The sequence below is a fragment of the Megasphaera stantonii genome (genome assembly GCF_025567065.1).
GTDB lineage: Bacteria > Bacillota > Negativicutes > Veillonellales > Megasphaeraceae > Megasphaera > Megasphaera stantonii.
In genome coordinates this window covers 225,023-238,555 of sequence record NZ_JAOQKD010000001.1, presented here as the reverse complement: position 1 = coordinate 238,555, position 13,533 = coordinate 225,023, and the positions used below count along the sequence as shown (strand labels likewise).

Here is a 13,533-nt window from a genome sequence, read left to right as displayed (position 1 = left end):
CTATTGATGAATAAAAAAATCAGATAATTAACTAGTTAAATATCTGATGAATGAATATACTATACCGCTGCGCCTCCGATTTGTCAAGCCGCCCGGCGGCAGGACGACACGGATTGGCTGCGGGACATGGCATATCAGGCGAGAATATAGTATAATTTCTTACAAGCATAGGACGGATCCTTCTCTCTGGATGGATATATTCCCGGTCCTTCTTATGCTATAATATAAGTAGTATAGAGAAAACACATAGGAGGCTGTACGATGGCAGACACAGTATACGCAGTATTTAAGACCAATCACGGCGATTTCACCGTCGAATTATTCCCCGACAAGGCGCCCATTACGGTGGCGAACTTCCGCAAGCTGGCCGAATCGGGCTTTTACGACGGCACGATTTTCCACCGCATCATTCCCCAGTTCATGATCCAGGGCGGCGACCCCGAAGGCACGGGCTACGGCGGTTCGGACGAAATGATCCCTGACGAATTCGACCCGTCCCTGACCTTTGCCGAACCGGGCGTCCTGGCCATGGCCAACGCCGGCCCCAACACGGGCAGCTCCCAGTTCTTCGTCACCGTCGTGCCGACGCCGTGGCTCCAGAACCACCACTCCATTTTCGGCAAGGTCGTCAAAAATTACGACGTCGTCGAAGCCCTCAGCCAGGTGCCGACGAACCGGTTTGACCGTCCTCTCGACGACGTAGTCCTCGAAACCGTCGCCATTACGGATACGCTCTAAGAGGTTCCATGCCGTTTTATACCTACATGGTGCGCTGCGCTGACGGCACGCTGTACACCGGCTGGACCTTGGACGTAGACAAGCGCGTCGCCGCTCACAACGCGGGCCGCGGCGCCAAGTATACTCGTTCCCGTCGTCCCGTCCGCCTCGTGTGGAGCCGGGCCTTCCCGACGAAGCACGACGCGATGCACTGGGAATGGCAGATCAAGCAGATGCCCCGGGCAGAAAAAGAAGCCCTCTGCCAGTCCCTGCCAAAGGAGATGGTATAACATGATACATTGGAAGAAAGCCTTGACGGCAGGCTTCCTGAGCCTGACCTTGTTCGCCGTCCCCGTCGGCACGGTTATGGCCGCGTCGTGGTGGCAGACCCTGGCCTACGGGGCCGCCGCCATGACCTTGGCCAAGCAGCAGCTGACGAAAATGGACGACGGCGCGAAGCAGCAGATGCTGGCCAGTACCCAGGCCAAGACGGGTGTCGTCGCCGGCGAAGCCTACGGCGACCGCCTGGAAGGGATTCAGCGCAACATCGTAGCCACGGGCATGATCGAACGCCAATACGACGTATACGCCAATCCGTCGGAGGACCTGAACGCCTTTGAAACCATCGGCGGCGTCATTTCCGTCAACAAGGGCATGATGGACGCCCTGAGCGACGACGAGCTGGCCTTTACGCTGTGCCATGAAATGCAGCACGGCGAAAAACGTCACGCCGTCAACGGCGTATTGAAGAGCATCGGCATCGCCACCCTCGTCGACGTGGCCCTCGGCGGCGACCTCAACGTCCTCGACGTCCTCTTGGGCAGCGTCGCCGTCAACTACATCGACAACGAAGTGGTGACGATGGATCAGGAAAAAGAAGCCGACGCCCACGGGTTCGACGTCTTTAAGAACACCCAGTACAACGTCGGCGGCGCGGCCTCGTCCATGCAGCTCGTCTACGAGCAGTACGGCGAGCTGTATCAGGAAGGCTTCAAGCGCATCATCAATCCGAACAACCATCCGCAGATGACTAGCCGCATTGAAAAGCTGGCCTTCCGCATGAGCCAGTGGTCGGGCAACCACGTCCAGGTCGGCGGCGACGTCGTGTACGTCAACGCCCAGCCGGTCATCCATCCCGTCCCGTCGGGCGACTACTCGCCGCGGCGCAGGGCCTTTCTGGCGGCGGGCAATCTGGCCCGCGTGACCCACAACGAGTACGGCGAGGCCATCGATGAAGACGAGGTTCAGGCCGTGCCGCTGAACCAGCAGGACAAAAAGGGCAAGAAGGCCGACAAGGACGCCCCCATCTATCCGCCGGCATGGAACGTAGCCCAGCATGGCTCCGACATTTACGTCAACGGCCTGCGCATCATGACCTGCGCGCCCGGCGACGACGGAGGGGCTATTACCCAGTCCTTGGAAAAGGCCTTGAAGGCCGAGCCGGCCATGTTGTCGGAAAAGGAAATCAAGAAGCTCAACAAAGAGTGGAAAAAACAGTACGAAGCAGATAAGAAAGCCAAAGAAGAAGCCGAACAGGCCGCGGCGGAAGCCCAGCAGCCTGCCGAAGCTTCGTAGGCTCAATACGATACGCGCCGCCGACGGGACAGACTTCCTGCCCGACGGCGGCGCGTCGTTATGCTGCCTTTGATTTTGAGAAAGGAGGAGAAGGCCATGCGTTACAGCGCTTTCTGCTGCGCCGTCCTGACAGCCCTTACCCTGGGTGCGGGCCTCGTCGCCGTGGCCTATCAGACGGCAGAGCCCCAGGAGCTTGTCGACCCGCCGATGGAACAAGCCCGACATCTGTTGATCGACCACGCGGAGACAGACTGCCGGCATCAGCCCGTTGTCATAGCACATTATACGGCAGACGATCTGGCATCGGCCCGGCCGGTCCTGCGCTGGAGCCGTATCGACGGCGCCGTCATGTACGACGTGCAGGTTGTAAAGCGTCATGGCGGCGGCCCGTCTCCGTGCTACGAGCCGGTCATGGCGGTGCAGCGCGTCTATAATACGGCCTGCGAGCTCCTGCTTCCCGCCGGCTGCCGCGAGCCCGTCCTGTACTGGCGCGTCAAGCCCCTGAACCTGCGCGGCCAAGCCATCGGCCCCTTTTCCGAGCTGGAGCCCCTGCCCGTAGACTGGCAGAAACAGGACGTAGTCAAGCCCGTTCCCTTGTCGACGTACAATCAGGGCCAGGGGCAGACCTTGCTCTATCCCGTGTACGACTGGATTGCCATGCCCGATGCCGACCATTACGAAGTAGAAATCCTCGACGCGCCGCCGGAAAATCCCAACGGCACAGCGCCCTCGACGCACCGCATCGCCGTCTATACGACGTCAATCGCCCATCAGTACGACAGCCAGGCGCGCATGTCGGCGCAGCCCTTCTATTGGCGCGTCCGGGCCGTCCGCAGCGACGGCAGTCCTTTGGGCGTGTACTCCGACGCCTCGTCGTATACGACCGACCCGGGCCGGCCCTGCGCGGCCGCTATCTACGGGGACAGCATCAGCCACGGCGGCGGCAGCGTGTCCTATTCGCCGGCGGACTGGGAATTCAGCTACGGCCATTACCTCGTGTTCCCTACGGTCAACCTGTCCTTCAGCGGCGACACGAGCCGCACGGCCGTCGAGCGGTTTGACAAGGACGTCGCGCCCTTTCGGCCGCCGTACTTGCTCATCCTCATGGGGACGAACAGCCTCCGCGCCGGCGTCGAGCCGGCCGACGTCATCGCCGACATGGAACAGGTCAAAGCGAAATGCCTGGCATACGGCATCCGCCCCGTCTTTCTAACCTTGCCGCCCCTCAACCCGGACAACATCCGCGCGGCCTTTGGGCAGGACACGGTACGGAGCTGGCGCGAAGCCATTGCGGCGGTCAATTCCTATGTGAAGACCCAGGTTCACGTAGACATTACGCCGGGCATGGCCGACGAACGAGGCGAGCTGCGGGAAGACCTGGCCGTCGACGGGCTCCACCTCGACCCGCCGGGCAAGCGCCTCATGGCCGAAGCTATCAACGCAGCCTGGCCGGATATTACGGCCCTTCCCGACGAAGCGTGGAACGCTGATGATAAATCGTAAAGCATATAAAATACCCGTCTCGGCGACAATCGGCCGGACGGGTATTTGCATTGGTTGAAATCCTGCTGCCATCACGGCAGGCGGTGAAAAAAGCCCCGAATCTGCACGAAACGGGGGTGATGCCCATGAGCGATACAAACATAACGTTGTTATTACTCATCGTTCTTGTGGTTTTGTTGCAAAATGTAACAAAAAAAGTAGCCGTCACCTTAGTTTTCGCGAGCTAAGACGGCTACAATTTTGTAACCATTGCGGGGGCTATACCGTGTGTTGGCACAGGGCCTCGCTTTTTTCACTTTTATTATAACGGCTGAGCCCGCTGCCGTCAAGGCGCGCGTCATGGCGCGACAGTGTCAAGTTGTTGTGGGTATATATTTGACAGAAACATCTTGGCATGTAAATCCAGCCTTTTAGTATCTAATGTATAGGGTGATATCCACTGTTTTGGATATCTTTCATCCATCTTCCGTGTAATGCGCCTTCGCTCCCCGGCATACGGCAGCTGTGCTCTGCATCATACACGCAGTACGGCAGCCGCTGGCGTCGGCATTGCCGCGTCAGTTCCTGTGAATTCAGGTCTGGTACTGTATCGGAGTGTTTCTTCGTCAGGCAATCTAAGGCATAGCGCCACACGTCGCCGCCGTTTTCTGCCAGCGTCCGCAATCGGGCAATCCGTTCCGCCCCGTCTTTGCTCCAGCCCATTCCACGTGAGCTCAGCCGGGCCGACAGGATATGGCTGACATGCCCTTCCGTACTGCTGGCGAATGTCTCCCGGTTCTGCAGCCAGTCCCGAATCCCTTCCCAATGGTTCAGGATATATTGCTGACCTCTTCGAATCGCTTTTCTCCGATACGGACGGTGCCGTATCTTCTGTTCAGCTTCCCGGCAGAATTGCTCCCGGTCATTGGCCAGCAAGGCGTCATACAGAGGTTGGATCGTTTCCGTCCCCGCTATCTGCCGCAAGTATTTGACAACATGAAATCCGTCCGTGACGCAGCGGCTCTTTTCCAGGTACGACGTCGCGCTCTGTATCCACGCCGCCCCGTCTCCCAGAATCGTAATCTCTGGACTGTCGTATACGGTTTGGATATATTCCTTGATTTCCTTCCAAGGCATCCCATATCCCGTAAACACCCGTTTGGCTGTCAGTGTTCTCCGTTTTTTTCCCTCCGCTACTTTCCCTTCATATACATAGGCCAGCCGCAGCTGCCGGCTGTTTCCCTGCTGCATAGCCACATGGTCTTCGTCGGCTTCGATGAACAGTTCGGATACCTTCGGCCTCCGTTCCGGCAGGGGAGCCGCCGTATTGGGGATCGTCCCCAACCGGCATAAGACGTTCCGCACGCTCTGTTTGCTTACCGGGACCGGAGTGGCTACTTGGGCTGCTTTCGCATAACTCATATCCTTGGCATGTTCTGCCATTCGGGCCTGACAGGAAGCCTCGATCCGGCTGTACGCCGGTAGCTGGCACCATTCGTCCAGCAGATAGGTGTAGCGGCCCGTGTCTTTCTGTCGGTAATACCGGCGGTGAAAGGTGATTTCTCCAAACGTGGTTACCAAGGTACGCGAACGGGCTGTTTCTTTGATCTGATAGGTACGTTGCGGCTTCACCGTTTCATAGATGGCTTCATCGGCCTGTTCTAACATTGCCGACAACACCTCCCGCCCTAGGTTCTGCACAAACTCTTGTACAGCCAGCGTCACGTCGGTCAGGGACGCCTGGCCCGTTACTAACGATTCCATATTTGTGTTGAAAAAGTCTGTACTGAGAGAAAGAATCTGTTGTATAATGTTCATGAGAAGGACTCCTTTGCGTGAGATTGTGGTGATTTCATTATACCAAAGAAGTTCCTTCTCTTTTTATATGTTCTTCACTTTTGTGCAGTAAAGTTTTCCCACAATTATTTTACACTAACCACTTTGTTATTATTTTACGATAAACTTGTATTTTAGTTAAAATATTATGAATTTTCACAATATTTATAGTAATTTTAATGTGTTTCTTATTCTCAGGCCACCCCAATAAAATTCGGGAACAGGCTATAGTATCACTACTATCAATCCCCCCATCTTTATATTGCATTTAAAGCAGAGAAAGGGAAAAATTTCATGTAAAAAAATGCCTGTTCATGAAATATTTTTTTGTTGAAAGAGCAAATTAGGGTATTTCATGAACAGGCAAAGGGGATTTTGTTTCTTTACAATCCACTTATGTTAACGCTTGGCTCAAAAATTTTTCGATCTGGCTTTCGCCGACGACAGTAATACCGTAGTTCTTCAGCAGCTCTGCTGTCACGCCGTCGCCTGCCGTCAACGTCCGCGTAAACGTGCCGTCGTAAATCCGGCCGCTGCCGCAGGACGGGCTTTTTTCTTTCAGCACGGCGACGGTGCAGCCGAAGGTCTTCGCCAAATTTAAAGCCATAGCCGCGCCGCGGCGATACTGCTCCGTCACGTCCCGGCCGCTTTTCGTCCGCACTGCGCCGCCCTGCCGTTCCGCCGGGTCGCGAGGCGTAGCCAGTCCGCCGCCCTGCTCGGGACAAAAGGGGATAAGGTGAATATCGGCTTCCTTCAGCAACGCTTCGACGGCGGAATATCCTTTGCTCTGCCCGTCGTAGCGGCAGGCAAGGCCCAGCAGGCAGGCGCTTATCAATACGTTCATAATTGCACGCTCCTATTCTTAAAAATGCATTTTCATATACTAAAATAATTTTTCCCTTTCGATAACAGAAAAACTGCATATCTACAGCATATACGGCCCATTGCCGCCATGAAAAAATATTAAATTTCCATTAAATTATACGGGATAAAATTGCAAAAGTACAGCGGTCATACTATAATACGGGCAAGATACGCAGCGACGAAAGGAGATTTCCTATGACAAGAACGAAAAAACAGCGCAATACGGCCGATTTACTGGTCGAATGCCTGGAAGAAGAGGGAGTCCATTACATATTCGGCATTCCCGGCGAAGAAAACCTGTCTATCATGAATGCCTTGGAACGTTCGAAAATCGAATTTATCACCGTCCGCCACGAGCAGGGCGCAGCCTTTATGGCCGACGTCTACGGCCGCCTGACCGGCAAGGCCGGCGTCTGCATGGCGACCCTCGGCCCCGGCGCGACGAACCTCATTACGGGAGTGGCCGACGCCGACTGCGACGGCGCGCCCCTCGTCGCCATTTCCGGCCAGGTCGGCACGGATAAGATGCACATTACGGCCCATCAGTATTTAGATTTGCGCTCCATGTTCGAGCCTATTACCCGCCGGGCCTACACCGTCGTCCGCCCCGACACGATGGCCGAAATCACCCGCCTGGCCTTCAAATACGCCGAACGGGAAAAGCCGGGGGCGACCTTCATCGACTTGCCCGTAAACATCAGCCACATGCCCGTCGCCGATACGGAACGGCCTATGCAGCGCAAGGCTATCCTGCCGGAAACGGCCCTGCAGTCGCAGATCGAAGCGGCGGCGGCCATGATTTCCTACGCCAAAAATCCGGTCATCCTGGCCGGCAGCAGCGCCATCCGCAACCACGCCTCGGAGATGCTGACGAAATTTGCCGAAACGCTGAAAATCCCGGTCATCAATACGATGATGGCCAAGGGCGTCATTCCCTTTGACAACCCCTATTCGTTGTGGACCGTAGGCATTCCTATGGAAGACTACCAGACCAAGGTGCTGGAACGGGCCAGCCTGGTCATCGCCATCGGCTATGACATCATCGAATACGCCCCGGCCAAGTGGCATCTGAGCCAGGCCGACATCATTCACATCGATACCATGCCGGCCGATATTAACAAAAACTACGAACCGGCCGTAGAAGTCGTCGGCGATATTACGGACTCCCTGAGCCGCATCCTGGAAAAGGCCGCCCGCCTGCAGAAACCGACGTACGCCCTGGATATACGCCGCCGCATGGTGGAAGAACACAAAAGCTACGCCTCCGATCAGTCTTTCCCGGTCAAGCCGCAGAAGGCCCTCATCGACTGCCGCCGGGTCATGGGCGAAGACGACATCATCATTTCCGACGTCGGCGCCAACAAGGTCTGGATCGCCCGCCACTACAACTGCTATAAGCCCAATACGTGCATTATTTCCAACGGCTTCGCCACCATGGGCATCGCCGTCCCCGGCGCTATCGCCGCCAAGCTCGTCCATCCCAACAAGAAGGTCCTGGCGATTACCGGCGACGCCGGCTTCATGATGAACTGCCAGGAGTTTGAAACGGCTTACCGTCTGGGCACGAATTTCGTCACCCTCATCTTCAACGACTGCAGCTACGGCCTCATCAAGTGGAAGCAGGACATGCAGTTCGGCCATCACGCCTACGTCGATTTCACCAATCCGGACTTCGTCAAATTCGCCGAAAGCGTCGGAGCCATAGGCTACCGCATCGAAAAGACGGAAGACCTGCTGCCTGCGCTGGAAGAGGCCTTCACCCAGGACCGGCCTGTCATCATCGACTGCCCCGTCGACTACGGCGAAAACATGAAGCTGACGGAACACTTAAAAGAGCTTATGCCAAATTTATAAGAGAAGTATACGAAAAAGGACTGAAATTTTTCAGTTCTTTTTCTGTATTATGACGTATATTTCTACAATACTTTAAAGTACAGTGCTATAATATAGGTTGCTTATATCTGCGCGTCCTTCTTCCGCGCAGGCAAGTTGATTTTATGTGAAAGAGGTGCCCTATATTGAGCCATACATCTGCATTTGATCGGAGAAGGCGGACCATCGGTCTGTTCGGCGCGCCTATCTGCGCCCTTCTCGTCTTTTTAACGCCTATGCCCGACTTATCCCTGGCAGCCCATAAGCTGCTGGCCTTGATGACGCTCGTCGCCTTATGGTGGATTACAGAGCCGCTGCCCCTGCCGGTCACGGCGCTCCTCGGCCCGACGCTGGCCGTCGTCATCGGCATCGTACCGGCCTCAACGGCCTTCAGCGCCTTTGCCAACCCGCTCATCTTCCTGTTTATGGGCGGCTTCATGCTGGCGACGGCCATGATGCATCACCATCTGGACAAGCGCTTCGCCTTTTGGCTCCTGTCGCGCCGCTGGGTCGGCTCGAATCCCAAGAAGATCCTCCTGGCCATGGGGCTGGCGACGGCCCTGTGCTCCGGCTGGGTCAGCAACACGGCGACGACGGCTATGATGTTCCCCATTGCCCTGGGGTTGTTAGGAGCTATTAAGGAAATGTTCGCTGCCCAAGGCAAAATTTTAGACTTGCACACGTCAAAATACGCTACGGGCATCATGCTCATGACGGCCTATGCCGCATCCATCGGCGGGTCGCTCACGCCGATCGGCGCGCCGCCCAACTTGATTATCGTCGGCTTTCTGAGCGAAATGAGCCACATTTATGTCTCCTTCTTCGACTGGATGGTCTGGGGGGCCGTCAGCACGATCCTGTACTTCATCATCGCCTACGTCGTCCTCGCCCGCATGTATCCGCTGGAGGTTTCGGAAATCGCCGGCGCCGACGAATTCATCGCCGCCCGCCGCCAGGAGCTGGGAAAATGGACGCGGGCCCAGAAAAATACGCTGATCGCCTTTATCGTCGCCATCGTCCTCTGGGTGACGCCGGGCATCATGAGCATCGTCCTCGAACCGGGCAGCCCGATGATTAAGCTGTACAACCGCCTGTTCCCCGAAGCTGTCGCCGCCCTCATCGGCGCGCTGGCCTTATTCCTCCTGCCGGTCAACTTCAAGGAACGGCAGTTTACCTTGTCGTGGAAGGAAGCGGCTAAGGGCATCGAATGGGGTACCCTCCTCCTCTTCGGCGGCGGCCTGTCGATGGGTACGATGATGTACGCCACAGGCTTGTCGACATGGTTCGGCACGCTCATCATCGACGCCCTCGGCGGCAATCCGTCGGAGGTAGCCCTCATCGCCGTATTCGCCGTCATGTCCCTCCTCATGTCGGAACTCACGTCCCACACGGCAGCTACCAACATGGTCGGCCCCTTGGGTATTACGGCTGCCATGGCTGCCGGCTTCAATCCCGTTCCCGTCGCCGTAGCCATCGCCCTGGCCTCGTCGCTGGGCTTCATGCTTCCCGTCTCGACGCCGCCGAACGCCATCGTGTACGCCAGCGGCTACATCCCCATCACCAAGATGATCAAGACGGGCGTATACATCGACATCATCGGCATCGCCTGCGTCACCATCCCCTTGGCAATATACGTCGTCAAATGGGTTATTTCCTAACAGCTTCTATACAACAATATATACAATACAAAGACAGCCCTGAAAACGGAATTGCGCCGTTTCAGGGCTGTTCTTTTTTTATCGTTGAGTTATACCGCTTATTTCAGCGTCTTCATAAAGGCCAGCAAGGCGTCGACGTCTTCTTCCTTCGTCGCCCAGGACGTGCAGATGCGGATGGCGATGCGGCCATCGGGCAAATCGGCGAAGTGGTCTACCGAATAGGATTGGCTGATCGTCTTCAGCTGTTCTTCCGTCACGATCGGCAGCTGCTGGTTCGTCTGATGCTCATACAAGAAGGAATAGCCCGCTTCTTTCAGGCCCTTGTACACCTTGACGGCCAGGTCGGCGGCGTGACGGGCGCTCTTCATGTATAAGTCGTCCGTAAACAGCGCTTCGTACTGTACGCCTAAGAGCCAGCCCTTGGCCAGGAGACCGCCGCGCTGCTTGATGTGGTAGGGAAATTCCTTGGACAGGTCTTCGTCCATGATGACGACGGCTTCTCCGAATAAAGCGCCCTGCTTGGTACCGCCTACGGTAAAGACGTCGCAGATCTGCGGCAGATCGGCCAGGGTCATGTCGCTGTCCGGCGCGGCCAGGGCGTAGCCGAGGCGGGCCCCGTCGACGAATAATTTCATGCCGTATTCCTTGCAGACGTCGTGAATGGCGGCGATTTCAGCGCGGCTGTACATGGTGCCGACCTCCGTCGTCTGGGAAATATAGACCATGCCGGGCTGTACAAAGAACAGAGCATGCGTTTCCTTCCAGTAGGCCTGGCAGACGTCGCGTACCTGCTGAGCTGTCAGCTTTCCGTCCGCCGTTTCGACCGACAGGATTTTATGGCCCGTCGCTTCGATAGCGCCCGTTTCATGGTTGAAAATATGGGACGTCTGCGGCGCAATGACGCCCTGATAGTTTTTCAGGCAGGAAGCGATGACCGTAAGGTTGGCCTGGGTGCCGCCGACGAGGAAATATACGCCGGCCTCCGGAGCCTGGCAAGCCTGGCGAATCAAGTCGCGGGCATGGTCGGAATGAGAGTCGAACCCATATCCCGGATTCTGCTCCAAATTAGCCTTGGCAATGGCTTCCAGCACCGGCAAGGGCGCTCCCTCCAAATAATCGCATTCAAATCGTACCATCTGTATTCCTCCTCATTTATTTTTTAGGCATTTTTTCAGCGTTTTTCAGCATATCCGTCATGACGGAAAGCAAGCTGTCGTCCTGATCGGCTTCATTGGCGAACAGGATGGCAATTTCTACGGAGCTGCCGTGCTGCCAGGCCAGGCAATGTATCGTTTCGGCAAAATTCGTCTCGTTGATGATAAGCTTGCGCTGGAGCGTGCATTCATAAAACATATGGCCTCTGAACTTTTTAGCACTCATAGGCCGTACGACCTTGAAGCCTTCAGGCAGGCACTGCTTCATCAACGCCGCCGTACGCTCCATGAGCACGTCCATATTGGGCTTGACGCCGGCGCTGTGCAGTATGCCGGCCTTTTCGCGCTGCCGGTCAACGGCCGCTTCGACCTCCCAAATATTGGCGCTGTAGCGGAGCATATATCCGTATTGGAACGAAGCGCCGTCCCGCTTTACCAGTTGATACGTCTGCGGCTCTATAGGATAAATCCGTTCCAGCATAGCCGCCACGTCGTTGCCGTAGCTTTCCGCCGTGAGCAGCGGCTGGTACCCTTCTTCCATATACAGGCCGTCGGGCACGGTGATAATCCCCCAGTTCGGAAAGGGCGTCTCCGTCCCCTTGTCTTTAGCCAGCAGCGGCATTGTCAGGGACAGTACGGCCGCCGCGGCGAGTATTCCTGCTTTTACCTTCACCATTGTCACATCCTCATTTGGATACATTTCCGTATTGTTGATACTCCCAATACCGTTATTCTATAATATTTAAAGTACGGTGTCAAAAAATAGTGGCACAACCTTGGCAAGTATGGTATAGTGGTACTGTAATTTAATCGCAATTAGGAGGAACAATCATGGACTTTACAATCAAACCGAATTCGCAAGGTGAAATTTCCGAAGTCGTCGTACTGGACAATACGGCCATCAAAATGGGCAGCGGCAAATCGCCCGTATACGCTACGCCGGCCCTCGTCGCCCTGATGGAAAACGCAGCCATCCTGGCCTGCGAAAGCCAGCTTCCCGAAGGCTACAACACCGTCGGCATCGCCATCAGCGTCAAGCACCTGGCCGCAACGCCTATCGGCCTGACCGTAACGGCGAAAGCAACCCTCGTCGAACAGGACAGAAAGAAGCTGTCCTTCAAAATCGAAGCTTTCGACGACGCCGGCAAGGTCGGCGAAGCGACGCACGACCGCTTCATCATCGAATCGGCTCCCTTCCTGGCTAAAGCCGAAGCGAAAAAAGAATTGAAAAAATAATCCATTCAGTATGACACAACCCGCCGGTTCAGCCGAACCGGCGGGTTCTTTGCCTCTGGCAGACCTTGCAGCAGCGCGTCTCTATTCCGAGTCCAAATGAAGGCACGCCAAAAGGGCCAAATTCAGCGCAGAATTTGACCCTCTCCCTTGCCAATATGACGATATACCTTTTTTCTTACTGTACGATAACGGCCAAGGCGTCACCGGTCTTGACGTTGTCGCCTACGTTGACCCGCAGGCTGTGGAGCTTGCCTTCGGCAGTCGCCGTAATATCGTTCTGCATTTTCATGGCTTCCAGTACGAGCAGGACGTCGCCCCGTTTGACTGCCTGGCCGGCTTCGGCTTTCAAGGCTGAAATCTTACCGGGCATGGGAGCTTTAATGACGACGGCGCCGTCGGGAATCGGTTCCATAGCGGCCGAAGACGGGGCGGCGGCAGGCGTCGCAGGCGCAGCGGACGGAGCTGCCGGGGCGGCAGGCTGCGGAGCCGGAGCAGGAGCAACCGGAGTCGGAACGGCGGCAGGAGCGGGCGCAGCGCCGCCGATTTCTTCTACTTCTACTTCATATGCTTGTCCATTTACCGTTATTTTAAACTTTTTCATTCTATATCCTCCTGGCGAAAATATATATCTTACCGCATACCGGCCAGGCGGCCGGCCATAATCCAATGTTTGTTCTGCCCTTTCTTCGCTTTAATCGAGCGGATAGCCGCCGGCGAATAGCCGTAAGTTGCGACGGCCGCCATGATCACGGCGACGACTTCCGGCGAAATGTCGGAAACGTCGGCCTGCGGCGCCGTCGGTTCCGCCGGAACGGTCGCCATAGGACGGGCGGCGACGACGGCGGGCTGCCGCTGCCCTACGGGCACGACAGACTGGTGCGCCGCTACGGCATGGGTCGGAACGGGTTCTTCCTTCGGCGCGTCTTCTTCCTGCACAGGCTGCGGCGCGGCTGTTTGCGATGCTGGTGCAGGCGCAGTTTGCTGCCCCTGCTTAGCCAACAGGCGCTGCAAATCATCCTTCACCTCTGCCAGCTCGGCAATCTTCCGTTCCATCTCCTGCATGCGGCTTGCGGAATGACGCCACTGCAGCACGCACAGGATAGCCAAGACGATCAGGGCCAATAGTTGCAAATCCATAG

The 13,533-nt window shown here is 56.3% G+C and carries 13 protein-coding genes; 7 read left to right on the top strand and 6 right to left on the bottom strand.

Going from position 1 to position 13,533, the window contains the following annotated elements; genetic code table 11:
* The first annotated feature begins 261 nt into the window (after positions 1 to 261).
* The 4 genes from OCV58_RS01070 (at position 262) to OCV58_RS01055 (ending at position 3,795) form a co-directional block, all read left to right on the top strand.
* Positions 262 to 738 (top strand): peptidylprolyl isomerase, encoded by a 477-nt coding sequence (locus tag OCV58_RS01070; protein ID WP_087477969.1) that lies wholly within the window; start codon positions 262 to 264, stop codon positions 736 to 738.
* An 8-nt stretch (positions 739 to 746) separates the two neighbouring features.
* The gene (locus OCV58_RS01065) at positions 747 to 1,007 is read left to right on the top strand and encodes a GIY-YIG nuclease family protein (RefSeq protein ID WP_087477970.1); all 261 of its coding nucleotides are present in this window, start codon (positions 747 to 749) and stop codon (positions 1,005 to 1,007) included.
* Position 1,008: 1 nt separating this feature from the next.
* A complete protein-coding gene (locus tag OCV58_RS01060; protein WP_154876626.1) occupies positions 1,009 to 2,292 on the top strand; it encodes a M48 family metallopeptidase in 1,284 nt (427 codons plus the stop codon).
* 96 nt (positions 2,293 to 2,388) lie between these two features.
* The gene (locus tag OCV58_RS01055; RefSeq protein WP_154876625.1) at positions 2,389 to 3,795 is read left to right on the top strand and encodes an SGNH/GDSL hydrolase family protein; all 1,407 of its coding nucleotides are present in this window, start codon (positions 2,389 to 2,391) and stop codon (positions 3,793 to 3,795) included.
* A gap of 417 nt (positions 3,796 to 4,212) precedes the next feature.
* Here OCV58_RS01055 and OCV58_RS01050 read toward each other — a convergent pair whose 3' ends face one another.
* The gene (locus OCV58_RS01050) at positions 4,213 to 5,592 is read right to left on the bottom strand and encodes an ISLre2 family transposase (protein ID WP_154876624.1); all 1,380 of its coding nucleotides are present in this window, start codon (positions 5,590 to 5,592) and stop codon (positions 4,213 to 4,215) included.
* A 412-nt stretch (positions 5,593 to 6,004) separates the two neighbouring features.
* Positions 6,005 to 6,454 carry a 2-thiouracil desulfurase family protein gene (locus OCV58_RS01045; RefSeq protein WP_087477149.1) on the bottom strand — a complete coding sequence of 150 codons (450 nt, stop codon included), beginning with the start codon at positions 6,452 to 6,454 and terminating at the stop codon, positions 6,005 to 6,007.
* A gap of 215 nt (positions 6,455 to 6,669) precedes the next feature.
* Between OCV58_RS01045 and OCV58_RS01040 the strand changes: the two genes are divergently transcribed.
* Positions 6,670 to 8,328 (top strand): acetolactate synthase large subunit, encoded by a 1,659-nt coding sequence (locus OCV58_RS01040; protein WP_154876623.1) that lies wholly within the window; start codon positions 6,670 to 6,672, stop codon positions 8,326 to 8,328.
* 164 nt (positions 8,329 to 8,492) lie between these two features.
* The gene (locus OCV58_RS01035; protein ID WP_198947395.1) at positions 8,493 to 10,004 is read left to right on the top strand and encodes an SLC13 family permease; all 1,512 of its coding nucleotides are present in this window, start codon (positions 8,493 to 8,495) and stop codon (positions 10,002 to 10,004) included.
* 98 nt (positions 10,005 to 10,102) lie between these two features.
* On the opposite strand, the gene OCV58_RS01030 is transcribed toward OCV58_RS01035, so the two are convergent.
* Together OCV58_RS01030 and OCV58_RS01025 are read right to left on the bottom strand one after the other, a co-directional pair.
* Positions 10,103 to 11,140 carry a threonine aldolase family protein gene (locus tag OCV58_RS01030; protein ID WP_154876622.1) on the bottom strand — a complete coding sequence of 346 codons (1,038 nt, stop codon included), beginning with the start codon at positions 11,138 to 11,140 and terminating at the stop codon, positions 10,103 to 10,105.
* Between the two features lie 16 nt (positions 11,141 to 11,156).
* Positions 11,157 to 11,834: a hypothetical protein gene (locus tag OCV58_RS01025; RefSeq protein ID WP_267312735.1), complete on the bottom strand. Its 678-nt coding sequence runs from the start codon at positions 11,832 to 11,834 to the stop codon at positions 11,157 to 11,159.
* 155 nt (positions 11,835 to 11,989) lie between these two features.
* Here OCV58_RS01025 and OCV58_RS01020 point away from each other — a divergent pair, with 155 nt between their 5' ends.
* Complete coding sequence (locus OCV58_RS01020; protein ID WP_095629344.1) at positions 11,990 to 12,394, top strand: thioesterase family protein; 405 nt, start codon at positions 11,990 to 11,992, stop codon at positions 12,392 to 12,394.
* Positions 12,395 to 12,569: 175 nt separating this feature from the next.
* On the opposite strand, the gene OCV58_RS01015 is transcribed toward OCV58_RS01020, so the two are convergent.
* Together OCV58_RS01015 and OCV58_RS01010 are read right to left on the bottom strand one after the other, a co-directional pair.
* A complete protein-coding gene (locus tag OCV58_RS01015) occupies positions 12,570 to 12,995 on the bottom strand; it encodes a biotin/lipoyl-containing protein (RefSeq protein ID WP_154876621.1) in 426 nt (141 codons plus the stop codon).
* 29 nt (positions 12,996 to 13,024) lie between these two features.
* Positions 13,025 to 13,531, bottom strand: coding sequence for a hypothetical protein (locus OCV58_RS01010; protein ID WP_154876620.1), 507 nt, complete (start codon positions 13,529 to 13,531; stop codon positions 13,025 to 13,027).
* Positions 13,532 to 13,533: the final 2 nt, after the last annotated feature.